General features: G+C 64.7%; 21 protein-coding genes. 15 read left to right on the forward strand and 6 right to left on the reverse strand.

Annotated elements, in window-relative coordinates; all coding sequences use genetic code 11:
• Positions 1-36 precede the first annotated feature (36 nt).
• Genes ASE49_RS14075 through ASE49_RS14090 form a run of 4 tightly spaced genes read left to right on the forward strand, consistent with a single transcriptional unit; the run spans position 37 to position 5150 of the window.
• On the forward strand, positions 37-2181 hold the full coding sequence (locus ASE49_RS14075) for a TonB-dependent receptor (RefSeq protein WP_056773759.1): 2145 nt from the start codon (positions 37-39) through the stop codon (positions 2179-2181).
• A gap of 55 nt (positions 2182-2236) precedes the next feature.
• On the forward strand, positions 2237-3505 hold the full coding sequence (locus ASE49_RS14080) for an MFS transporter (RefSeq protein ID WP_235522992.1): 1269 nt from the start codon (positions 2237-2239) through the stop codon (positions 3503-3505).
• Positions 3502-4419 (forward strand): cysteine synthase A, encoded by a 918-nt coding sequence (cysK, locus tag ASE49_RS14085; protein WP_056773761.1) that lies wholly within the window; start codon positions 3502-3504, stop codon positions 4417-4419. Before ASE49_RS14080 ends, cysK begins: the two co-directional genes overlap by 4 nt.
• A gap of 11 nt (positions 4420-4430) precedes the next feature.
• On the forward strand, positions 4431-5150 hold the full coding sequence (locus ASE49_RS14090) for a dienelactone hydrolase family protein (RefSeq protein WP_056773764.1): 720 nt from the start codon (positions 4431-4433) through the stop codon (positions 5148-5150).
• 10 nt (positions 5151-5160) lie between these two features.
• Here the strand turns inward: ASE49_RS14090 and hisI are convergent, their stop codons facing one another.
• A complete protein-coding gene (gene hisI / locus ASE49_RS14095; protein WP_056773765.1) occupies positions 5161-5538 on the reverse strand; it encodes a phosphoribosyl-AMP cyclohydrolase in 378 nt (125 codons plus the stop codon).
• A 351-nt stretch (positions 5539-5889) separates the two neighbouring features.
• On the reverse strand, positions 5890-6630 hold the full coding sequence (locus tag ASE49_RS14100; protein WP_056773768.1) for a ComF family protein: 741 nt from the start codon (positions 6628-6630) through the stop codon (positions 5890-5892).
• Positions 6631-6706: 76 nt separating this feature from the next.
• Here ASE49_RS14100 and ASE49_RS14105 point away from each other — a divergent pair, with 76 nt between their 5' ends.
• Positions 6707-7465: a methyltransferase domain-containing protein gene (locus ASE49_RS14105; RefSeq protein ID WP_056773975.1), complete on the forward strand. Its 759-nt coding sequence runs from the start codon at positions 6707-6709 to the stop codon at positions 7463-7465.
• A gap of 3 nt (positions 7466-7468) precedes the next feature.
• Here ASE49_RS14105 and glyS read toward each other — a convergent pair whose 3' ends face one another.
• Together glyS and ASE49_RS14115 are read right to left on the reverse strand one after the other, a co-directional pair.
• The gene (gene glyS, locus ASE49_RS14110; protein ID WP_056773770.1) at positions 7469-9769 is read right to left on the reverse strand and encodes a glycine--tRNA ligase subunit beta; all 2301 of its coding nucleotides are present in this window, start codon (positions 9767-9769) and stop codon (positions 7469-7471) included.
• Positions 9766-10671 (reverse strand): glycine--tRNA ligase subunit alpha, encoded by a 906-nt coding sequence (locus tag ASE49_RS14115; RefSeq protein WP_056773773.1) that lies wholly within the window; start codon positions 10669-10671, stop codon positions 9766-9768. Before ASE49_RS14115 ends, glyS begins: the two co-directional genes overlap by 4 nt.
• A gap of 169 nt (positions 10672-10840) precedes the next feature.
• Here ASE49_RS14115 and ASE49_RS14120 point away from each other — a divergent pair, with 169 nt between their 5' ends.
• The 5 genes from ASE49_RS14120 (at position 10841) to ychF (ending at position 15263) form a co-directional block, all read left to right on the forward strand.
• Positions 10841-11749, forward strand: coding sequence for a TraB/GumN family protein (locus tag ASE49_RS14120; RefSeq protein WP_056773776.1), 909 nt, complete (start codon positions 10841-10843; stop codon positions 11747-11749).
• 7 nt (positions 11750-11756) lie between these two features.
• Positions 11757-12617: a TraB/GumN family protein gene (locus ASE49_RS14125; RefSeq protein WP_056773977.1), complete on the forward strand. Its 861-nt coding sequence runs from the start codon at positions 11757-11759 to the stop codon at positions 12615-12617.
• A 142-nt stretch (positions 12618-12759) separates the two neighbouring features.
• A complete protein-coding gene (locus ASE49_RS14130; protein ID WP_056773779.1) occupies positions 12760-13380 on the forward strand; it encodes a 50S ribosomal protein L25/general stress protein Ctc in 621 nt (206 codons plus the stop codon).
• Positions 13381-13485: 105 nt separating this feature from the next.
• Complete coding sequence (pth, locus tag ASE49_RS14135) at positions 13486-14061, forward strand: aminoacyl-tRNA hydrolase (RefSeq protein ID WP_056773782.1); 576 nt, start codon at positions 13486-13488, stop codon at positions 14059-14061.
• 101 nt (positions 14062-14162) lie between these two features.
• Complete coding sequence (ychF, locus tag ASE49_RS14140) at positions 14163-15263, forward strand: redox-regulated ATPase YchF (protein WP_056773784.1); 1101 nt, start codon at positions 14163-14165, stop codon at positions 15261-15263.
• Between the two features lie 17 nt (positions 15264-15280).
• Here ychF and ASE49_RS14145 read toward each other — a convergent pair whose 3' ends face one another.
• Entirely contained in the window at positions 15281-15766 is a 486-nt protein-coding gene (locus ASE49_RS14145; protein WP_235522993.1) for a hypothetical protein, read from the reverse strand.
• Positions 15767-15768: 2 nt separating this feature from the next.
• The gene (gene mutL / locus ASE49_RS14150; protein ID WP_056773791.1) at positions 15769-17610 is read right to left on the reverse strand and encodes a DNA mismatch repair endonuclease MutL; all 1842 of its coding nucleotides are present in this window, start codon (positions 17608-17610) and stop codon (positions 15769-15771) included.
• Between the two features lie 235 nt (positions 17611-17845).
• Between mutL and ASE49_RS14155 the strand changes: the two genes are divergently transcribed.
• The 5 genes from ASE49_RS14155 to rodA all read left to right on the forward strand — a co-directional run bounded on the left by ASE49_RS14155 (position 17846) and on the right by rodA (position 23645).
• Positions 17846-18892, forward strand: a complete 1047-nt coding sequence (locus tag ASE49_RS14155) for a rod shape-determining protein (RefSeq protein WP_056773794.1) — start codon at positions 17846-17848, stop codon at positions 18890-18892.
• 112 nt (positions 18893-19004) lie between these two features.
• Positions 19005-19895 (forward strand): rod shape-determining protein MreC, encoded by an 891-nt coding sequence (gene mreC, locus ASE49_RS14160; RefSeq protein ID WP_056773797.1) that lies wholly within the window; start codon positions 19005-19007, stop codon positions 19893-19895.
• Between the two features lie 2 nt (positions 19896-19897).
• Positions 19898-20446 (forward strand): hypothetical protein, encoded by a 549-nt coding sequence (locus ASE49_RS14165; protein ID WP_056773801.1) that lies wholly within the window; start codon positions 19898-19900, stop codon positions 20444-20446.
• The gene (mrdA, locus tag ASE49_RS14170) at positions 20443-22536 is read left to right on the forward strand and encodes a penicillin-binding protein 2 (protein ID WP_082456480.1); all 2094 of its coding nucleotides are present in this window, start codon (positions 20443-20445) and stop codon (positions 22534-22536) included. The genes ASE49_RS14165 and mrdA overlap by 4 nt, the downstream gene beginning before the upstream one ends.
• Positions 22533-23645, forward strand: coding sequence for a rod shape-determining protein RodA (gene rodA / locus ASE49_RS14175; protein ID WP_056773803.1), 1113 nt, complete (start codon positions 22533-22535; stop codon positions 23643-23645). Before mrdA ends, rodA begins: the two co-directional genes overlap by 4 nt.
• Positions 23646-23724: the final 79 nt, after the last annotated feature.

Raw genomic sequence — 23724 nt, forward strand, 5'->3', positions numbered from 1 at the left:
TTTGATATAATATATCATCACAGTTACGGGGTCTGCATGAACGCACGCACCTCCCGGTCCGCCCTGCTGGCATGCGCCAGCCTCGTCGCCACTTTTGCTGCCGGGGCCACTCCCGCACTAGCGCAAAGCACGACAGCCTCAGCCCTCCCGCCTGCGCCGACCGCCGCCAAATCGACCCATGCGCAGGAAAGCGGGCCGGAGATCATCGTGACCGGGCGTGTCATTTCCGGCAACGCGGATCCAATTTCCGCGCCCGTGGTGCTGACCGGCGATGCCCTTACCCGTGACCTCAAGCCGCAGATCGGCGATATGCTCAAAAGCCTGCCTGGCGTCAGCACCACCGGATTCGCACCCGGCGTATCGCGCCCGATTCTGCGCGGCTTCGACGGGCCGCGCGTGCAGGTGTTGATCGACGGCCTCGGCTCGCTCGACGCCTCTTCGGTTTCAGCCGACCATGCTGTCTCGATCGATACGCTGAACGTCGATCGCATCGAAGTGCTGCACGGCCCGCGCGTGCTGCTGTACGCCAGCGATCCGGCGGGCGGCGCGGTCAACGCGTATGACAAGCGTATCCCGCGCACCGTGCCGGACAAGGCGTTCACCGTGGATGCGCTGGGCTCCTACGGCACCGCTGCCAATCAGGTGACCGGCGGAGTAGCTGCCAACGTCAAGCTGGCCGATCGCTGGGTCGCCCATGTCGATGGATCGTATTTCCATTCCGACAACCTGCATGTGGGCGGCTACGTCCTCTCTCCGCAACTGCGGGCGCAGACGCTGACTGCTGCCGATTTGCTGGCTGCGGACGGGGACGCCGATGGCGCGCAGAGCCTGACCGCTCAGGCCAACCGCCGTGGCACCATCGCCAACAGCGGCACCAAGGGATGGACCGTGGGCGGCGGCCTGGCCTTCATCGATTCGGGCGGCGACATCGGCATTTCGGTGGCGCGCATGTCCACCGATTATGGCATTCCCCCGCGCCCGTCCGTCGATCTGGACAATACCTCGATCGCCTTGCGCCAGACGCGAATTGACCTGCGCGCCGGCCTCAACCTGGACGGGTTCCTGAAGCGGCTGGAACTGCGCGGCGCGTATGGCGACTACACGCACTCCGAAATAGAAGGCGGGCAGACCGGCACCCGGTTCGACAGCAAGGCACTCTCGGTGCGGCTGCAGGCGGACCAGGCCCGTCGCGGGATCTGGAGCGGGTCTACCGGCGTGCAGTATTCCGATGCCTCGATGGACATCAGCGGCGATGAGAAGCTGCTGCCCGATAGCCGCACGGAACGCTTCGCCGTCTTCACCCTGCAGCAGCTGGAAGTGGGCCAGTTCGATATCGAAGGCGCGTTTCGCTATGAGCACACCGGCATCAACGCCACCCCCAACGGTGGCGCGCTGCTGACCCGGCAGAGCCGCAACTTCGACCAGTATGCCGCCGTGGCCGGTGTCGCCTGGCACCCAGTGGATACGGTGACGCTTTCGGTAAATTACCTGCACGGCGAACGCGCACCATCGTCCGAGGAACTGTTCGTCGACGGTCCGCATGACGCCACCCAGTCCTACGAAATCGGCAATCCCGGCTTCAAGGTCGAGAAGAGTGACGGTATCGAGGCGGGCCTGCGCTACAACGGCGGGGCCTTCGTGGGATCGGTCACCGCATACGGCACCAATTTCAGCAACTTCATCACCGCCATTCCCACCGGCGCAATTGCTGACGAGGTGCCGGTCTATCAATATATCCAGGCCCCTGCCCGCTTCCGCGGCGTAGAGGCGGAAGGCGCGCTGACGTTCGCGCGGCTGGAGAGCGGCGGCGCGTTCAAGGCCGATGCCGGGGTAGATTATACTCATGCCAAGCTGGTCAACATGGGGCCGGTGCCGCGCATTCCGCCCCTGCGCGTGCGCGGCGGGCTGGAATTCGATTCGTCGTCCTTCGATCTGCGCGGCGAAGTGGAATGGAATGCGAAGCAGGACCGCGTCACGGCAAATGAAAATCCCACATCGGCCTTCACCCTTGTCAACCTGAGCGCCACCTGGCGGCCGATGGGCGCGGGCAGCCCGGTGACTCTGATCCTGGCGGCGGACAATCTGCTCGACGTGTCCGGACGCCTGGCAGCCTCCGAAACGCGGGATTTCGTGCCGATCGCCGGGCGCGATGTGCGCATCACGGCGAAGATCAGCTACTGACGAGAAACGCAGGGACATATTGGCAAGTGGGGGCGGCCCTGCCATTCACCGCAGCGTGAGTCGACCCGCCCCCACTTCTCCGCTGCAGATTGCTGACTACCGCCGGTTCTGGCTGGCACGGTTCTGCGCCGTGCTGGCCACCACCGGCACGGTCGTCATCATCGGCTATCAGCTCTACGATATCGCGCGTGCGGACTACGGGATGTCGATCCCGCAGGCATCGTTTCAGCTGGGCCTGCTGGGCTTCGCGCAATTCCTGCCGGTGTTCCTGCTTACCCCGGTGGCCGGCGTGCTGGCCGACCGGATCGACCGGCGCAAAGTGGCATCAACCGCCGCTCTGCTCGACATGTGTGTTGCCTTGGGGCTCGGCCTGATCACCGCGCTGCAGATCCGCAATCTGCCGGTCCTGTATCTGTTTGCGGTGCTACACGGCACGGTGCGCGTCTTCATCAGCCCGGCGATGAGCGCGATCGCGCCCAACATCGTGCCGACCAACCTTATTCCCAGGGCGATCGCCTTCAATTCCATCGCCATGCAGGCCGGAACGATTATCGGCCCCGTTGCCTACGGGTTCATGTTCGCAGCCGATCACGCCCTGCCTTACTGGTCGTCGGCATTTTTCACCCTGGTAGGCGCGATCACCATCCGCTCCATCCGCCACATGCCGCCACCAACGGCCCATGCCACCCGACCCCATCCGTTCCGTCAGATCGCCGACGGGTTCCGGTTCGTCTGGAACGAACGCTTCCTGCTCGGGTGCATTACGCTCGATCTGTTTGCCGTGCTGCTGGGAGGTGCAACCGCGCTGCTGCCAGTATTCGCGCGCGACATCCTGCAGGTGGGGCCTGAAGGCCTTGGTCAGATGCGCGCGGCGGGAGCGGCCGGCGCGGCGATCGTCGCGCTGACGCTTTCGTTCCGCCCGCTGCAATCCAACGTCGGCGTCAAGATGCTGGCGGCCGTAGTATTTTACGGGGCAATGACCATCGGCTTTGGCCTGTCGCGCCAATTCCTGCTGTCGCTGCTGTTTCTCGCCCTGCTGGGTGCGGCGGACATGATCTCGGTGTTCATTCGCAGCTCCCTCATCCAGCTGCGCACACCGGATGACAAGCGCGGGCGTGTGTCTGCGATTTCGGGCCTGGCGATCTCGGCGTCCAACGAACTGGGGGAGTTCCAGTCCGGCTTTGCCGCCGCGCTGCTGGGCGCAACCGGAGCGGTTGTTTTCGGCGGCGGGGCCGCCATATGCATCACGCTTGCCTGGGCCTGGCTGTTTCCTGAAATACGCCGCGCCCGCACGTTTGAACCCAAATGGGAGCAAGAGACATGAAGGCCCAAAGCATCCTCGATACGATCGGCAATACGCCGCATATCCGCTTGTCGCGGCTGTTCCCCGACCACGAGGTGTGGGTGAAGGCAGAGCGGGCGAACCCCGGCGGCTCGATCAAGGACCGTATCGGCCTGGCGATGATCGAAGCCGCAGAGGCTGATGGCAGCCTGAAGCCTGGCGGCACAATAATCGAGCCGACATCGGGCAACACTGGCATCGGCCTTGCGATGGCGGCTGCGGTGAAAGGCTACCCGCTCATTCTGGTGATGCCGGAATCGATGTCGCTGGAGCGTCGCCGGCTGATGCTGGCCTACGGCGCCAAGTTCGACCTGACCGCGCGTGAAAAAGGCATGAAAGGCGCGATTGAACGGGCCAAGGAACTGATCGAGGCCACGCCCGGTTCCTGGATGCCGCAACAGTTCGACAATCCCGCCAACGTCGATGTGCACGTGCGCACCACCGCGCAGGAAATCCTGGCGGATTTTGCCGACACCCCGATCGATGTGATGATCACGGGCGTTGGCACCGGTGGCCATCTCACCGGGTGCGCAGAGGCTCTGAAAGCGCAATGGCCCGCGATGAAGGCCTATGCCGTAGAGCCCACGCTGTCGCCGGTCATCTCCGGCGGCCAGCCCGGCCCTCACCCGATCCAGGGCATCGGCGCCGGGTTCATCCCCGGCAACCTTCACACGCAGGCGATCGACGGCGCCATTCAGGTCGACCCCGCCGACGCCAAGGAATGGGCGCGCCGCAGCGCCACCGTAGAAGGCATGCTGGTGGGCATAAGCTCGGGCGCGACGCTGGCCGCGATCGCCCGCAAGCTGGAGGACCTGCCAGCCGGATCGCGCGTACTGGGGTTCAACTACGATACCGGAGAGCGTTATCTCTCGGTCCCCGATTTCCTGCCTGAGTAAGTGAGCGCTGCATGACCGTCGTACCTGAACTCGAAGTCGTTCCCTACACCCACGCCGGCGTTGACCTGACTGGCCTGCTGGCGCGCCCCGCAAGCACACCACGGGCTGCCGTCGCGCTGTTTCCGACCATCGCCAACGCCAACTCGCTGATGAAACAGCGCGCGCAGCGGCTCGCCGACGCCGGCTACCTGGTTCTGATTGTCGACTTCTACGGGGAGCCGGTGGAAAGCTTCCAGGCTTCCTTCCCGCTGGCGGAAAAGCTGCGTGCCGATAACGACTACTACCGTGCGCGCATCGCCGCCGGGATCGACGCCCTGCGCTCACACCCTGACGCGGCTGGCCTGTCCGTCTTCGCCATCGGTCACTGCATGGGCGGCCAAGCGGTGCTGGAAGCGGCGCGGGCGGGCGAAGACCTGGCCGGCATCGTCAGCTTCCACGGAACCCTTGGCACAAGCGCCCCGGCGCAGCCCGGCACCGTGCGCCCACGCATCCTGATCTGCCACGGCGATGCTGATCCGCTCGCCCCGCGCGATCAGGTGCTGGCCTTCTGGGAGGAAATGGACGCCGCTGGGGTCAACTGGCATTTCCACGCCTACGGCGGCGTCAAGCACGGCTTTACGGACCCGGATAGCGACACCAAGGGCATGGCGGCGCTCAATTACAACGCCAGCGCGGATCGCCAATCCTGGGCCGCGATGTTGTCGTTCTTCGATGAGATCCTGGGCGGCTGAGACTTCGGTCTCAGTCCTCCAACCGTTCAAGCGTATCGCCGTCCAACCGCCGATAAAAGCAGCTGCGGGCCCCGGTGTGGCAAGCCGGGCCTTCGGGCGTAACCAGCAGCTGCAGCGCGTCCTGATCGCAATCGACCCGAATTTCCTGAACGCGCAGGAAATGGCCTGAGGTTTCCCCCTTGAGCCAGAGCCGTCCACGCGAGCGGGAGTGGAAATGCGCCAGCCCCGTCTCGCGTGTTTTCGCAAGAGCCTCAGCGTCCATATACGCGACCATCAGAATCTCCTGACTGCGCGAATCGACAGCGATAGCGATCAGCAGGCCCTGGGCGTCGAAGCGCGGAAGAAACGCCGAACCAAGCTCTCGCTCCGCTGCTGTTACGTCAATCATTCATCCATCCAACGCTATTACCGCAATGATCGCCCCAATTGTTGCAGGATAACAACAGGACGTAGTCAAAATCCGTCCATCTTCGCGAAACTTCTTTTCAACGAGGCTGATTCGAGGGATTTTGGCTTTGCAGCTGGGGGGCTGCTTCTGACCTACAGGTCGCTCGCAGGCAAGTATCCGGCAACGGAAATCTGGCCTGATCACGAAAGCGCGCCACGGTTCAGGGAAGCGATTATGAGGGATCGGGTCAAGCGAAGTCCAGGGGCTCGCTGAACTGCGAAAGCAGGACCTAACAGTTTCGTCACGAGGACGCCCGGAATCTGCAGTTCCGGGCGTTTTCGTTTTTCCCGATCACGTGTGATCCAGCGCCTCGTCCAGCACGCGTGCGAAGCAGGCGATGACCACCCGCTTGGCGCCTGCGCGCCGCAGCTGCGCAACGCAGGCATTGCTGGTCGCGCCGCTGGTCAGCACGTCATCCACCAGCACCACGCTTGCGCCTTTCAACCGGCCGGCGCGGCGTGGGTTGACGCGGATCGCGCCGGACAAGGCCCGCTTGCGCGCCAGCTTGCCCAGGCCGCCCAGCGACGGCGTCGGCTTGCGGCGTTCCAGCCCGTCCACCACCAGCTGCCCGCCGCTGATCCGCACCAGTTCGCGCGCCAGTTCCGCCGCTTGGTTATAGCCCCGCTTCCACAAGCGCCAGCGATGCAGCGGCACCGGCACAAACAGCCATGTTTCGTCCACGCCGTTGAGGCGCGCGGCGATGAGGCGCGCCATCATCCCGGCCAGTGCAAGGCGGCGACCGTGCTTGAGCGCCAGCACCAGCTTGCGTGACGGCTCGTCATACAAGGTGGCAGCGGCGATCCCGGCATGGCGCGGCGGCTGCGCGAAGCACGGTGCGCAAATACCGCCGTCCGGCATCGTATCGCCGAACGGGCGGCTGCACAGCGCGCAGGCCGGGTCGCCGGGTACGGACAGCGTGCTCCAGCATTGCGGACACAGGCCGCTTTGCGAGCCGATCCCGCCGCCGCACAGCGGGCAGCGCGGCGGAAAGATCAGGTCCACCACGGGGACCAGCAGCTGTGGCACAGGCATGGCCGCAACCGTATCGGCCCGCGCGGTGACAGCAAGACGGTTGCAAGGATTTCATCGAGGCGGCAGGGGCATGGACATGGCAAGCAAAGCTCCCCCGCGCATCTTCTCCCCCGCCCGCCGCCTGGCCCTGCGCCGTCGCATGCTGGCCTTACAAAGCCGCGCCGATGCGCCGCGCTACATCATCGAAGATATGGTGGAGGACGTGCTGGAGCGCCTCTCGTTCCTGCGGTTCGAGCCGGCCCGTGCGCTGGTGATTGGTGACTATTCCGGCGCGCTTTCGCAAACCCTGCTAGCGCGCGGCGTTGCCGTGACCCAGGCCGAACCTGCGCTGGGCTTTGCGGAGGAGCAGCCGTTTCCCTTCGATGGCTTCGATCTGATCGCCAGCCTGGGCACGCTGGATACAGTGAACGATCTGCCCGGCGCGCTGGTGCACAGCCGCAAGGCGCTGGCACCAGGCGGCATGCTGATCGCCAGCTTCGCAGCCTCCGGCAGCTTGCCGACATTGCGCGATGTGATGCTGGCTGCCGATGGCGAACGCCCGGCAGCGCGGCTGCACCCGGTGGTGGACGTGCGCGCGGGGGCGCAGCTTTTGCAGCGCACGCTGTTCGCCGATCCGGTGGTGGATCACCGCCATTTGGACGTCAGCTTTCGCAGCCTGGGCCGGCTGGTGCAGGATTTGCGGGCGCAAGGCCTGTCCAACGTGCTGGCAGACCCCGGCCCGGCGCTGGGCAAGTCCGCCCTGCGCCGCGCGCAGGAGGCTTTCGCCGCTGCAGCACGCGATGGCCGCACCGTGGAGCGGTTCGAGATCCTCACCCTTTCGGGCTGGAAGCGCTGACGTTTAGCCCTCGATCCGCGAGAAGTCGGCCACGGTGTGCACCGCAGCGCGGAATCGATCCAGCAAGGCAAGGCGCGCCGCGCGCTTGGCGGGATCGGCATCGTTGACGGTCACGGTATCAAAGAACCCGTCGATCGGTGCGCGCAGCGATGCCAGCGCCGACATGGCGGCGGCAAAGTCCTCGCGCGCCACGGCTGCCGCGGCTTCGGGTTCGGCGCTGTCGAGCGCGTCAAGGAGTGCATTCTCCGCCGGCTCGGGCGTGTAGGTCAGCCCGCGTTCGGCAGCGTGGCGATCGGCCATCTTCGCCGCGATCACCACCGCGAGATCGGGATCGTCCACTTCGGACAGCGGATCTTCCTCGCCGGTCTGTGAAAGCTCCGCCTCGATACCCTGCCAGTTCTCCTTGCGCAGGATATTGGCGGCGCGCTTGTATCCGGCGAGCAGATTTGCGCCGTCCTCGGTGGCGACGAACGCCTGCAGCGCATGGACGCGGGCGAGCAGGCGGACGAGATCGTCCTCCCCGCCCAGCGCGAACACCGCGTCGATCAAGTCATGACGGACGCCTGCTTCGCGCTGCTGAACTTTGAGGCGGTCGGCGAAGAATTCCAATAACAGCGTTTCGGTAATAAGGACCTGATCGGGCAATGCCGACAGTCTCTTGTCTGACAAGGCAATAGATGAAACCTGACCAGAATTATTAAAAAACTCGTTTATTAGAAACCTCTGCTGATGCGTTCGCACTGGTGATTTTCCTGTCGTCATAAACGACAAGGCGATCTCTGATGCCGCTTTCCATATCGCAGATTTAAGTGAAATTCTTATATTGTTAGCCGTAAGAAGATTAGCGATAGCAATTGCTGCGCGTCGTAAAGCGAACGGATCTTTTGAACCTGTTGGATACTCTGCCGCGAAGTAGAACCCAATCAACGTATCCAGCTTGTCCGCCAGCGATACGGCAACTGTCAGCGGCGCAGTAGGCACATCATCGCCCTGCCCGACCGGCTTGTAGTGGTCGCGAATGGCGTCGGCCACGGCGTCGGGCAGGCCTTCGGCGTGGGCGTAGTAGCCGCCCATAAGTCCTTGTAATTCAGGAAATTCGCCGACCATTTCGGTGACGAGATCGGCCTTGCACAATTCTGCCGCCTGACGCGCCAGCGCCGGGTCGCAATTCGGCACGATGCCCTCACTCGCCAGCCATTCGGCCAGCTTCGCCACGCGTTCCACCTTGTCGGCGAGCGTGCCCAGCTTTTCGTGGAAGGTGATGCGGCCCAGCTTTTCAGCTTGAGTGGACAGCGGGGTCTTGCGGTCCTGCTCCCAGAAGAAGCGCGCGTCGGACAGGCGGGCGGCGAGCACCTTGCGGTTGCCCGCGACGATGCCCTCGCCGCCGTCCACCGCGTCGATGTTGGCGGTGCATACGAAGGCGTTGGCCAGGGCGCCGGATGCGTCCTCGCACACGAAATACTTCTGGTTCACCCGCGCGGTTAGCTGGATCACTTCGGGCGGTACTTCCAGGAATGCCTCGTCAAAACGGCCCAGCAGCGGCACCGGCCATTCGGTAAGGCCGGCGTTTTCGATCACCAGCCCCTCATCCTCCACCAGCGTCAGCCCGGCGGCGGCGGCCACGTTGCGGGCCTCGTCGCGGATCAGGTCCTGGCGTTCGACGTGATCGACGATCACGTGGCAGGCGGACAGCTTGCGGGCATAGTCATGCGCGCCGCCGATGGTGATCTCGCCGGGCGCGTGGAAGCGATGGCCGCGCGTGGCGTAGCCGGAGCGGATGCCGCCCACTTCGCACTCCACCAGATCCTCGCCGAAAATGGCGACGATGCCCGAAAGCGGGCGCACCCAGCGCAGCGATTCCGTGCTGATGGACGCCGCGCCCCAGCGCTGCGACTTGGGCCAGGGAAATGCCCGCACGATAGCCGGGATCGCGTCCGCCAGCACATCGCGCGTGGCGCGACCGGGCTTTTCGATGATCGCGAAGTACGTGGGCTTGCCCTTCACGTCGCGCACCTCAAGCTGGTCCTTGGTCAGTCCGGTCTTGCGCAAAAAGCCTTCCAGCGCCTGATCGGGTGCGCTGGTGGCCGGGCCCTTGGTTTCATCGCTCACCGCCTCAGTAGTGTCCGGCAGGCCGTTGGCGATCAGGGCCAGGCGGCGCGGGGTGGACCACACGGTGATCTGGCCCAGCGCCACGCCCGCCGCGTCCATTTCCTTGCGGAACAGCTTTTCCAGATCGGCGCGCGCACCGGCCTGCATCCGGGCCGGAATTTCTTCGCTGCGCAGTTCGAGAAGGAAGTCGGTCATACGCTCCACCCGGGGAAATTGGTTTCCCACTTGTCCTTGTTGGTATCGATCCAGGCTTGGCACGATCCCTTGGCGAGATCGCGCACGCGGGCCATGTAGCTGGCGCGTTCCTGTACCGAGATCACGCCCCGCGCCTGCAGCAGATTGAACAGGTGGCTGGCCTCGATCGCCTGATCATAGGCTGCTAAGGGCACCTTAGCGTCGATACAGCGCATGCACTCCGCCTCCGCCGCCTTGAAGCCGGCGAACAGGCTGTCGGTGTCGGCGATCTCGAAGTTGTATTTGGACTGCTGCTGTTCGTTGGCGAGGAACACGTCGCCGTAGCTGACGCCTTCGTTGTTGAACCGCAGATCGTAGACCCAGTCCACCCCCTGGATATACATCGCCAGCCGTTCCAGCCCGTACGTCAGTTCGCCCGCCACCGGCTTGCAATCGAACCCGCCCACCTGCTGGAAATAGGTGAACTGCGTTACCTCCATGCCATCGCACCATACTTCCCAGCCCAGCCCCCAGGCGCCCAGCGTAGGGCTTTCCCAGTCATCCTCGACAAAGCGGATGTCGTGCGCCAGCGGATCGACGCCGATCGCGGCCAGGCTTTGCAGGTACAACTCCTGCAGGTTTTCCGGGTTGGGCTTCAGGATCACCTGGTACTGATAGTAATGCTGCAAACGGTTCGGGTTTTCACCATAGCGCCCGTCGGTAGGCCGGCGCGAAGGCTGGACGTAGGCCGCCTTCCACGGCTCAGGCCCCAGTGCGCGCAGGGTGGTGGCGGGGTGGAACGTGCCCGCGCCCATGCGCATATCGTAAGGCTGCAGGATCAGGCAGCCGTGCGCGCTCCAGAAGTTATGGAGCGTCAGGATCATGTCCTGGAAGCTGAGCGGCTGGGTGGGCGCGGCGGTCATCCGGTGTTTTTCCGTCGGTTTTGGCAATGCCCGGCCTTTGAAGGATCGGACCTGCGAAATCAACACCGGCCAATGCGCGGCGCATAACCGTACCCGCTGCTTGACAACGATGCGCCCCTGCGTGCGTTAGAGCGTAAATCGCCCTCTTGCCCGACAGGCCCCTTTCAAAATGTTCCGTATTAACGTGCGCGTACGCTCCTGGCTCGGCGCGGGGCTACTCGCCCTCACCACCCTGCCCGCCCCTCTTGCCATCGCACAGGATGCGCCCGCATCGAGCGCGCCGCAGCCGGCCTTGTGGAAGGTGGCAGACAAGGACACCACGATTTGGCTGTTCGGCACGATCCACGTGCTGCCCCAGCCGGTGGACTGGCATACCGGCCCGGTCGCAAAGGCGTTCGATTCCGCGCAGGAACTGGTCACCGAAATTCCCATCGACACCACCGCGCAGGCGCCCGGCGCCATTCTGGAAAAATCCAAACGGCAGGATGGCAAGTCGCTGCGGGATACGTTGGCGCCCGAGGACCGCACTGCCTATGAGGCGGCGCTGACTTCCATCGGCCTGCCGGTCTCGGCCTTCGATGGCAACAAGGCGTGGTTCGCCGCGCTGATGCTCACGCTCATTCCGCTCAAGACCGCCGGCTACAATACCGAAACCGGTATCGATGCGCAGGTGGCCGTGCGGGCGCGGACCCGCCATATGCTCAACCGCCCGCTAGAGACGGTGACGTACCAGATCGGCCTGTTCGATACTTTGCCGGAGACGACGCAGCGCACGTATCTGGGCGAAGTAGTGAAGGCCCTGCCCGACGTGAAGGGCGATGTCGATGCGATGGTCGCGGCTTGGAAAGCCGGAGACGCGGAGCATCTGGCAAAGCTGCTGAATGAGGACGAGAGCGACGCCATGATCGCCAAAGTCCTCATCACCGATCGCAACGTGGCATGGGCAAAGTGGCTCAAGGCCAGGCTGGCCAAGCCGGGGATGGTGTTCGTTGCGGTGGGCGCAGGGCACCTTGCCGGACCCGGCAGCGTGCAGGACCAGCTTGCCGCCGCCGGCATCACGGTAACGCGGGTTCAGTAGGACGATGATGCGCCGCGCCCTCATCCTGCTGCCGCTGCTGCCGCTGCTGGCTCTGCTGGCCTGCGCGCGCGAGCCGCTGGAGGCCAACCCGGCCTTGTGGCGGGTGGAGGACGGGCGCGGCCATGTGGGCTGGCTGTTCGGCACGATCCATGTGTCCGAAAGGCCGCTGGCCTGGCGCACGCCGAAAGTGGACGCGGCCTTGAACCGCGCAGGCGTAGTGATGGTGGAAGTGGGCAATCTGGCGGACGAGCAACAGGTCGCTGCCACGTTTGCCGCGTTGGCGCACAGCCAAGGCCTGCGGCCCTTGTCGCAGCGCGTCCCGACCGGCTACAGCGCTGCCCTTCAGGCGCTGCTGAAAAAGGCCGGCAAGACCGAGGCGGATTTCGCGGACACCGAAACCTGGGCAGCGGCGCTCACGCTGGCGCAGGCCGGGGCGGATGCAGGGGGTGCCCGCAACGGCGTCGACCGCGCAGTCATTGTCGCCGCAGGAACCAAGCCGGTGATCGAACTGGAAGGCGCCCGCGCGCAACTGGGCATCTTCGACGCCCTGCCCGAGCGCGACCAGCGCGCCCTGCTCGGCGCTGTGGTAACCGAGGCCGCCGCCCCGGACAAGGATCTGGCGAAAAGCTGGCGTACCGGCGATATGACGGCGGTGGAACGCGAAACACGGACAGGCATGCTGGCTGACCCGGACTTGCGCGCTGCCCTGTTCACCGGTCGCAACCAGCGTTGGACGATCAGGATCGCGCAAAGCATCACAGCGGGCCAGCGACCATTCGTGGCGGTGGGTGCGGCGCACATGGCCGGGCCACAGGGCCTGCCGGCCATGCTGAAGTCACGCGGGTTCACCGTCACGCGCATCGAATAGGCGATCGCGGCTTGCATTTGCGGGCATCTGCGGATAAGCGCCGCGCCTTCCCGTCATGGTCATCCCTGGAGGCGTGACGGGACGGCGTGGGCCGAGAAGCGTCCCGCTGCCGTTTTATATCCAGTTTTGAAAGGCAAGTCTCATGAGCGATACGCTTAAATTGCCGGCCGAGACGCGTGAACGGGCTGGCAAGGGAGCCTCCCGTGATCTGCGTCGTAATGGCCGCGTCCCCGCAGTGGTCTATGGCGGCAAGGAAGATCCCCTTGCCATCCACGTCGAACTCAAGGAGCTGAAGCGGCTCATGGGCACCGGCCACTTCTTCAACTCGATCATCGAGGTGAAGGTTGGCGGCAAGACGTATCGCACGCAGCCCAAGGACGTTGCGGTTCACCCCGTCAGCGATACCCCGCTGCACGTGGACTTCCTGCGCATCGCCAAGGGCGCAACAGTGCACGTCAACGTGCCGGTGGTGTTCGAGAACGAGGAACTCGCGCCCGGCCTGAAGCGCGGCGGCGTGCTCAACGTCGTGCGCCACGACCTGGAACTGGTCTGCGCCGCCGAGAAGATCCCGCAGGAGATCGTGATCGACGTCACCGGTTTCGACATCGGCGAATCGATCCACTTCAGCCACGTGAAGCTGCCTGACGGTGTGGAAAGCGCGATCACCGACCGCGATTTCACCATCGCCACGATCGCTACGCCGACCGACGTTCCCAGTGAAGAGGACGAGGCCGCGGAAGCTGCCGAAGCCGAAGCCGAATAAGCTTTCGCTGACACGTGAAACAGGCCCTTCCCGTGCTTGCGGGGAGGGCCTTTTCATTTCTGCCGCGCACTTGCCGGCGCGATGCTGGCAGCCCGGAGATCATACATGGCAACGCAGCTTTGGGTCGGACTGGGTAACCCCGGACCGCAGTATGTCTTCAACCGGCATAACGTCGGGTTCATGGCTGTTGACGCCATCGCCGAGGTGCATGGGTTCGGCCCGGTCCAGAAGAAGTTCCAGGGCTGGATGCAAGAAGGTCGGATCGGCACCGACAAGATCCTGCTGCTCAAACCCGCCACCTTCATGAACGAGAGCGGGCGCGCGGTCAGCGAAGCCTTGCGGTTCTACAAGCTAGACACGGCGGCGCTGACCGTATTCCATGATGAACTGGACCTGCTCCCCTTCAAGGTGAAGGTGAAGCAAGGCGGCGGCCATGCCGGCCACAACGGGCTGCGTTCGATCGACCAGCACCTTGGCGCTGAATTTCGGCGCGTGCGGCTGGGGATCGGCCATCCCGGCCACAAGGACCGCGTGACCGGCTATGTGCTGGGCAACTACGCCAAGGCCGAGCTGGACCCGCTGGCGGACATGCTGGGCGCGGTGGCGGCGGAGGCGGAGCGGCTGGCGAGCGGTGACGATACCCGGTTCATGAACGATGTGGCGCTTCGCCAGCAGGATTGATTTTTTACGCCTTCGCCCAACTGGTCAATCCCGTGCCTTGCGGCTATGGGCCGGGCGATCAGGGCCGATCGGCCTCCTCAATTTCAGGTTCGGAGTATTCAATGGGTTTTCGTTGCGGGATCGTGGGGCTGCCCAATGTTGGCAAGTCTACCCTGTTCAACGCCTTGACGGAAACGCAAGCGGCGCAGGCGGCCAATTATCCGTTCTGCACGATCGAACCCAACGTGGGCCAGGTGGGCGTGCCCGATCCGCGGCTGGACAAACTGGCCGCCATCGCCGGTTCCGCCAAGATCATCCCCACCCAGCTTTCCTTCGTGGACATCGCCGGCCTCGTACGCGGCGCGTCCAAGGGTGAAGGGCTGGGCAACCAGTTCCTGGGCAACATCCGGGAAGTGGACGCGATCATCCACGTTCTGCGCTGTTTCGAGAATGACGACATCCAGCATGTCGACAACAAGGTGGACCCGATCGCCGACGCTGAAACGGTAGATACCGAACTGCTGCTGTCCGACCTCGAAAGCCTGGAAAAGCGGGTTCCGGCTGCGCAGAAGAAGGCCACGCAGGGCGACAAGGAAGCCAAGATCACCGCCTCCGTGCTGGGCCAGGCGCTGGAGCTGCTGCGCGAAGGCAAGCCCGCCCGCCTCACCAAGCCCAAGGACGAAGACGAACACCGCGTCTTCGCACAGGCCCAGCTGCTCACCGCCAAGCCGGTGCTGTACGTGTGCAACGTCGAGGAAGAAGCGGCGGCAAACGGCAATGAATTCTCGGCGCGGGTGTTCGAAAAGGCTGCTGCGGAAGGCGCCAGCGCCGTCATCGTTTCCGCCGCGATCGAAGCTGAACTGACCGGGATGGACCCGGAAGACCGCATGGTATTTCTGGAGGAAATGGGCCTGTCCGAGGCGGGCCTCGCGCGGATCATCCGCGCGGGCTACCAGTTGCTGGACCTGCTGACCTTCTTCACAGTCGGCCCCAAGGAAGCGCGCGCGTGGACCGTCCACAAGGGCGCCAAGGCGCCGGATGCGGCGGGCGAAATCCATTCCGACATGCAGCGCGGCTTTATCCGCGCCGAAACCATCGCCTACGATGATTTCATTGCGCTCAATGGCGAAGCCGGCGCGAAGGAAGCGGGCAAGCTACGCCAGGAAGGCAAGGAATACGTCATCCAGGACGGCGACGTGCTGCACTTCAAGTTCAACGTCTGAGGGAAACCCCAAAGGGCTCAGCGATGGCAGTTCATAACGCCATCGGCTGAGTAGGCGATGCGCTCCTGCGCATCATGCACCATCAGGCGGGCCGGCCACGTCGTATCACTGTCCCCGCCTTCGCCGGGTTGGCGCACGATATCCACCCAATTGGAAAGCCCGATGTAGGCTGACCGGGCACCGCCAGGCAGATCGGCGCTTTCGGTCTTGGCGGCGAAGCGCTTGAGGTCGCTCCCCACGCGCAGGAAACCCTCATCGGGCCCGCCGATGAACAGCGGGTTGGCCTGCCCCTGTTTGGTGAAGGCGCAGCCCGGCTTGTCCAGGCCATAGCGCGCCACATCGTCTGGTGTGATAGGGCTGGGCAGCAGCGGCTTGAACGGCTCACGGCTCATCCGCTTGACCATCGCCACGGCTTGGGCATCCTCGGTCGCTTCGGCCTGCGGATTTTTGCTCCCGCACCCGGCCAGCAGGGCCAGAGCGGCAAGGGTCAACGCGGTTTTCATCATCATTTGCGCCCAAACAGTTTTTCGATGTCCTGATGGGCGAGTTTAACCCACGTGGGCCGTCCATGGTTGCATTGGCCCGAACGGGGAGTGCGTTCCATTTCGCGCAGCAGGGCGTTCATCTCGTCCACCGACAAGGCCCGCCCTGCCCGCACCGAGCCGTGGCAAGCCATCGTCGCGAGGACCAGATCGAGCTTTTCGCCGAGCAAAAGGGCATCGCCATTGCGGGCAAGATCGTCGGCAATGTCGCGTACCAGCGCCGTGGCGTCGCTGTTCGCCAGCACCGATGGCACCGCGCGCACCAGCATCGCCCCCGGCCCGAACCGTTCCAGCACCAGCCCGTGCCGGGCCAGCGCGTCCAGCTTGTCTTCCAGCGCGTCGCAGGCGACCTCTTCCAGTTCGACGACATGCGTCAACAGCAACGCCTGTGATCGGTTCATGGCATCGCCAGCGCCGGCTGCCTTCAGCCGTTCCAGCACCAGTCGTTCATGTGCCGCATGCTGATCGACGATGACCAGTCCATCCTCTGCCTCCGCCACGATGTACGTCCCGGCCACCTGCCCACGCGCGACGCCGAGCGGGTAGCGCAGCCCGCCGTCGTCGATTGCGCGCGCCGGCTCGGCCCGCGCGGAGGGCTGTGCCATGACGTCCGCCTCATAGGCGCGCCACACTTCCGATGCTTCTGAAACGCGCCCGCCAGCCATGCTGCCGGATGGTGCGCCGTACTGGCGGGAAAACAGGGATTCCAGCGACGATGGTCCCGGCGAAGAAAACCCGCGCGCCTCTGCCGGGCCGGGCTCGACCTGCCACATCGCCATCGCGGTTGCCTGCGGGGGCTGCGCGCTTTTCTGGCCGGCGGCATCCAGCGCGTGCCGCAAGGCGCTGACCAGAAAGCCGCGCACGAAGGCGGGGTCGCGAAAGCGCACCTCCGTCTTGGCCGGGTGAACATTGACGTCCACCTCCTCAGGCGGGACGTCCAGAAACAGCGCCAGCACCGCGTGGCGATCGCGCGCCAGCATGTCCGAATAAGCGCCGCGCACGGCCCCAACCAGCAGCCGGTCCTTCACCGGGCGCCCGTTCACGAACAGGTATTGGTGATCGGCGACACCGCGATTGTAGGTCGGCAGGCCCGCCACCCCGGTCAACCGCGCCGGGCCGCGTTCGTAATCGATGAGCACGCCCTCGTCGGCCAGTTCGCGCGCCACCAGACGGGCTACCCGCGCCGCCAGTTCCTCGCGCGGCTGCACCGCGATGACTCGCCGCCCGTCGTGCTCCATCGTGAAACCCACGTCCGGTCTGGCCATTGCGAGACGACGCACCACGTCCAGGCACGCGGCATATTCCGAGCGCGGCGAGCGCAGGAACTTGCGCCGTGCAGGAACCTTGCCGAACAGATCCTCCACACGGATGCGGGTGCCGGGCGGCAGCGCAGCTGGCCCATCCGTGGCGATGGTTCCGTGATCGACTACGCGCTTCCAGCCTTGCGCATCGGACTGATCGCGCGGGCGGCTTTCGATCGTCAACCGCGCGACCGATCCGATCGAGGGCAGCGCTTCGCCGCGAAAGCCCAGGGTGGCAACCAGTTCGATGTCTTCGCCCGGCAATTTAGACGTTGCGTGCCGTTCCAAAGCCAGGGCAATTTCGTCATGGCGCATGCCGCAGCCATCGTCCGTCACCTCGATCAGGTCGAGCCCGCCGGACGCGAGGCTGATGGTGATCTGGCTGGCGCCGGCGTCGATGGCGTTCTCCACCAGTTCCTTCAGCGCGGACGCGGGCCGCTCGACCACTTCGCCCGCAGCGATGCGATTGACGAGGTGCTCGGGCAAACGGCGAATGGTGGGCATTGCGGCCTTGTAGCTGAAAATGGAGGCCGCGAACGCGATGGCGGCTTTGGTAGGATCAAACCTAGCGACGAACTGTAGTAAATTCGAGACGGGCACCGCGCCTTTCCCCCCGGAATCGGGAACAAAATTTTGGCCTTTCGCGAATCCATGGTCTAAGGGGTGCCCTCCCACTCAGAAGCCCTCCCGTCGTCGTCGCAGTGGATTCGACCGGCGGTTGGAAAGAAACGGATTTTAGATGGCCGGCGTTCTCTCGCGATTCTTCAAACTCGGTTCCCAGAACATGGCCATCGATCTGGGCACAGCCAACACGCTGGTCTACGTTCAGGATCGCGGCATCGTGCTGAACGAACCGTCTGTCGTCGCGATCGAAACGCTGAACGGCGTCAAGAAGGTCAAGGCTGTGGGTGACGATGCCAAGATGATGATGGGCAAGACGCCTGACAACATCGAAGCCATCCGCCCGCTGCGCGATGGCGTGATCGCCGACATCGAAATCGCGGAAGAAATGATCAAGCATTTCATCCGCAAGGTGCACGGCAAGAAGAACCTGTTCCGCTATCCGGAAATCGTGATCTGCGTGCCGTCCGGCTCCACCTCGGTTGAGCGCCGCGCCATTCGCGATGCCGCCAGCAACGCCGGCGCCAGCCAGGTCTACCTGATCCTCGAACCGATGGCCGCCGCGATCGGCGCGGACATGCCGGTTACCGAGCCGGTGGGCTCGATGGTGGTCGATATCGGCGGCGGCACCACCGAGGTCGCCGTACTCAGCCTGCGCGGCCTGGCCTACACTACATCGGTGCGCGTCGGCGGTGACAAGATGGACGAATCGATCGTCTCCTACGTGCGCCGCCATCACAACCTGCTGATCGGCGATGCCACGGCGGAACGCATCAAGAAGGATTACGGGATCGCGATCATGCCGGCGGACGGCATTGGCGAGACGATCCACATCAAGGGCCGCGATCTGGTCAACGGCGTGCCCAAGGAAATCACCATCACTCAGGCCAACGTGGCAGAGGCGCTGGCTGAACCGATCGGGCAGATCATCGAAGGCGTGCGCATCGCGCTGGAAAACACCGCGCCAGAACTCGCCGCCGACATCGTCGACCAAGGTATCGTGCTGACCGGCGGCGGCGCGCTCATCCAGGGTCTGGACCAGTACCTGCGCGAGGAAACCGGCCTGCCGGTGTGCGTTGCCGAAGATCCGCTGTCCTGCGTGGCGCTGGGCACCGGCCGGGCGATGGAAGACCCGATCTATCGCGGCGTGCTGATGTCCGCCTGAGCGAACGTGCGGGATCGGCGGGGGGCTTTGTTCTCCCGCCTGAACCCTTGATTGGCGTGGCGGCGCCCTTGGCACCATAGCCGCCGCGCGGAACGACAGGAGTGCATGGCGCATGGCACCGCCAGCCAATCGGCGCTCCGGCTTTTCGCGCAGGGCGCAATATTCGACGTTTCTCCATTATGCCGCCGGCTTCATAGGAGCCGTGGTCGGGCTGATCCTGCTCGTCGTCTCGATCGTCAACCCGGACGCGTTTTCGATCCTGCGCGGGGCCGCGTCGGACGTTACCGAAAGCCCGGCGCAAGTAGTTGCGCAAGGGCGCGGCGCGAGCCAGAATTTCATCACTACCGTTGCCGGCTTCTTCAAGACCGGCAGCCAGCATGCCCGGCTGGAACGGGAACTGGCAGAAGCCAAGCTGCGGCTGGTGGAAACCCAGGCGATCCGGCTGGAAAACGCGCGCCTCAAGCAATTGATGAACCTGCACGAAGACGATGCGCAGCCGGTTGCCTATGCGCGCATGGTCGGCTCCACCGCATCGAGCACCCGGCGTTTCGCCACGTTGGGCGCGGGCCGTGATCGCGGTGTTGCCAAGGGTATGCCGGTCCGCTCGCATATGGGCCTGGTGGGCCGTGTGCTGGAGGTGGGCGCTTCCAGCGCGCGCGTGTTGCTGGTTACCGACACCGAAAGCGTCGTGCCGGTTCGCCGCGCGCGCGATGGCGTGCCCGCATTCGCCCAAGGGGTTGGCGATGGCACGATCCGCCTCCGCCTGCTGAACCTGGGATTGAACCCGCTGCGCCCCGGCGATGTGATGGTCACATCCGGTTCCGGCGGCTTGTACCGTCCCGGCACGCCGATCGCGGTAGTGGCGCAGTTGCTGCGCGACGGCGCGATTGCCCGCGTGCTGAGCAATCCGTCCGACACGGACTACGTGGTGGTCGAAAAGGCCTGGGCTCCCCCGCCCCCACCGCCCTTGCCCGTGGTCGACGCCAAGTCCCGGAAGCGCTAGGCGTGCCGCTGCTCTCCCGCCCGGACGGTACGGTCAGGCAACGCATTAACCGTCGCCCCTCCGTGATCGTGGCAAGCGCCCTGCCGTGGCTGACGGTGATCGCCGGCTCGATCATGCCGGGGTGGCTGCTGATCGCGTCGGCGCCCGTCCTGCCGCCGCTGGGATTCCTCGTTTTTCTGGCCTGGCGCCAACTCAGGCCCGGCCTGCTGCCGATGTGGGCCGGCCTGCCGCTGGGGATGGTGGACGACCTGTTTTCCGGCGCCCCGTTCGGCACCGCCGTGCTTTTGTGGTCGGTTGCCGCAATCGTGCTGGATAACGTGGAGACACGCCTCCCGTGGCGCAATTTCCTGACCGAGTGGCTGGTGGCGATCGGGCTGATCATCGCCTATATGGTGCTGTGCCTTGGCATCGCGAACATCGCCGGTGCTGCGGCGTTCATCGACGTCATTTTTCCGCAGGTCTTCATCTCGGTGCTTTTCTATCCCCTCGTCGGTCGCTTCGTGGCCCTGGCTGACCGCGTGAGGCTGACCGCGTTCGTGGCCGCACGATGAAGATCAATTTCCGGCGCTTCCTGCGCGCGCCGCACGTCACCACTGGAACCTTGCGCAACAGCTTCGATCGCCGGGCAGTGGTGATCGGCGGTATCCAGGGCGGTATCGGTTGCCTGCTGGCCGCGCGCATGACGTACCTGTCGGTGTTTGAGAACGAGAAGTACAAGCTTCAGGCCGAAAGCAACCGGGTCAACCTGTCACTCATTCCGCCACGCCGGGGCTGGATCCTCGATCGCAACGGCCAGCCTCTCGCGTCCAACCGCGCGGACTTTCGCGTCGACATCATCCCCGAGCGGATGACCGAGGGTGATCGCACGCTCGCGGAACTGGGCAAGCTGCTGTCTCTGACCCCGATCGCGATGCAGGACTTGCAGGACAAGCTGGAAAAGGCCCGCGGTTTCGCCGCCGTTGAAGTGGCATCAGGGCTGGACTGGGAGCGGTTCGCCGCCGTCAGTGTGCGGCTGCCCGACCTTCCCGGCGTGGTGACCCAGCGTGGCTATTCCCGCTTCTATCCTACCGGACCGGCGGTGGGCCACCTGATCGGGTATGTGGGCGCGGCCTCTGCCGAAGAGTACGAAAAGGACCGCGATCCCGTCCTCATCACGCCGGGCTACAAAGTCGGCAAGGACGCCCTCGAAAAATTCTACGAGAAGGACCTGCGCGGCAAGCCCGGTGCTCGCCGCGTCGAGGTGACGGCGTCAGGGCGGATCGTGCGCGACCTCGATACCCGCGAGGATGTGCCCGGCAAGACGATCAAGCTGACGATCGATGCCGGCATTCAGGACTATGCCGCCCGCCGCATCGGCCCCGAATCCGCTGCGGTGGTGGTGATGGACTGCCAGACGGGTGACTTGCTCGCGATGTGCTCGATGCCGTGTTTCGATCCCAACAGCTTTTCCGACGGCATCGGCCGGCTCGAATGGAAGATGCTGTCGGACGACGATCATGTGCCCTTGCGCAACAAGGTGCTGCGCGGGCTCTATCCGCCGGGCTCCACCGTGAAGCCGATGGTCGCGCTGTCGTTCCTGGAAGCCGGCCTCGACCCCAACGAATCGGTAATCTGCAACGGCGGCCTCAGGGTCGGCAACCGGGTGTTTCATTGCTGGCAGCACCGGGGGCATGGCTCGGTCAACATGGCCAAGGGCATCTACCAAAGCTGCGACGTGTATTTCTACCATTTCGCCCAGCGCATCGGCATGGACCCGATCGCGGCGATGGCGCACCGGCTGGGGCTGGGCCATGATTTTCCCCTGCCCGTGGCCGGCCAATCCTATGGCACCGTACCCGATCCCGCTTGGAAGCTGCGCAAATACGGCAAGGAATGGCAGACGTTCGACACCGTGAACGCTACCATCGGCCAGGGCTATTTTCTGGTCAATCCGCTGCAACAGGCCGTGCAGGCCTCCCGCCTTGCTACGGGCCGCATCATCATGCCGCGCCTGATCCACGGGCAGGAAAACACGATGCAGGCCTCGCTGGGCATTCCGGCGGATCATATCGCCTATATCCGCCAGGCCATGTCCGATGTGGCCAACGGGCCGGGCTCCGCGCCCCACGCGCGCCTGCCGTTCCCGGACATCAAGCTGGCTGGCAAGACCGGCACCGCGCAAGTCGTCGGCCTCAATGTCGGCAACGGCAAAGGCGGCTTGTGGAAGCACCGGGACCACGGGCACTTCATCTGCTTCGCCCCGGCGGACAATCCGCGCTATGCCTGCTCGGTCGTGGTCGAACATGGCGGGGGATCGGGCGCCGCCTATCCCATCGCGCGCGACGTGCTCACTTACGTGTTCGACAAGCAGAGGGGCATGGACATCCTGACCGAGCTTGAAACAGGCTGGGGCGGCACGCCCGAACAGCGCCTGGATGCGCGCTACAAAGCCTATTCCGCGCAGTACGGCGTCGGCGCGCCAGCGGTGCCCAGCGACGAAGAAAGCCGCAAGTTGCAAGCCGCCGACGGCGCGGACGAGCCGGCCCAGCCCATCACTGAGGCGCAGTCTCCCGCGCCCGAGCCTGATCCCAACGCCGCTGCCAGCGCTGCCCCCCAGGCATCGCCCTCACCCGTAGCCAGCCCCGGAAGCGCGCCGCAATGAACCGCTCGATCGTCCCCGAAGCGATCTCGCGCCAGCCTTGGCAGATGCTGATTCCGCTGTGCGGTCTCGTGTCGCTGGGCGCCGCCGTTCTGTATTCGGCCGCCGGGGGCAGCCTGCAGCCCTATGCGCTGACCCACGCGCTGCGGTTCTGCATCTTTCTGGTCATGGCGATCTTCATATCACGCCTGAGCCGCAACGTCTTTCGCACCATCGCCTACCCGGTCTATGGCGCGATCCTCGGGCTGCTGGTTCTCGTCGAACTGATCGGCGCTGTTGGCGGAGGCAGTCAGCGATGGCTCAACCTGGGCTTCATGTCGCTGCAGCCCTCCGAACTGATGAAGCCGGCCATCGTGCTGGTGCTTGCCCGCTTCTACGAAACGCTACCCCACGCGATGACCGCAAGCTGGCGCGGGCTTGTGCCCGCCGGCGTGCTGATCGCGCTGCCGGCGATATTCGTGCTGATCCAGCCAGACCTGGGCACGGCCACTGCCGTATGCTTTGGCGGCGTGGTGATCATGTTCCTGGCCGGCTTGCCGCTGTGGTGGTTCCTGAGCGCGGGCGGGGCGCTGATGGTCATCGCCCCGATCGCCTTCTTCACCTTGCTGCATGACTATCAGCGCAACCGGGTACTGGTGTTCATGGACCCGGAGGGCGATCCGCTCGGCACCGGCTATCACATCACCCAATCGAAGATCGCCATCGGATCGGGCGGCATATTCGGCAAGGGCTTTGGCAACGGCACGCAAAGCCATCTGCAATACCTGCCCGAAGCCCACACGGACTTCGTGTTCGCCACCATGGCGGAGGAATGGGGCCTGCTCGGCGGCCTGTTCGTGCTGACCGTGTTTGCGATCGTCATCGGCTGGGGCATGCGGGTGGCCCGCCGGGCACCGGACCGGTTCTCAAGCCTGCTGGCCGCCGGCATGACCGCCACGATGTTTTTCTATGTGATGATCAATCTGATGATGGTGATGGGTCTGGCACCGGTCGTCGGCATCCCGCTGCCGTTCATGAGCCACGGGGGAACCTCGATGCTGACCAACATGATCTGCCTGGGCACCATCATGGCGGTAAACCGGTGGAACCGTGGTGGCGGTTCGTTGTCCTGAACGGGCGCTGGAATTTTTGGAAATTGCCCCCTTCCCATCTGACAGCCAGTCTTTATAGGAGCCTCTCCGCCGCCGAATC

The organism is Novosphingobium sp. Leaf2, assembly GCF_001421325.1.
In the GTDB taxonomy this organism is placed as follows: Bacteria; Pseudomonadota; Alphaproteobacteria; order Sphingomonadales; family Sphingomonadaceae; genus Novosphingobium.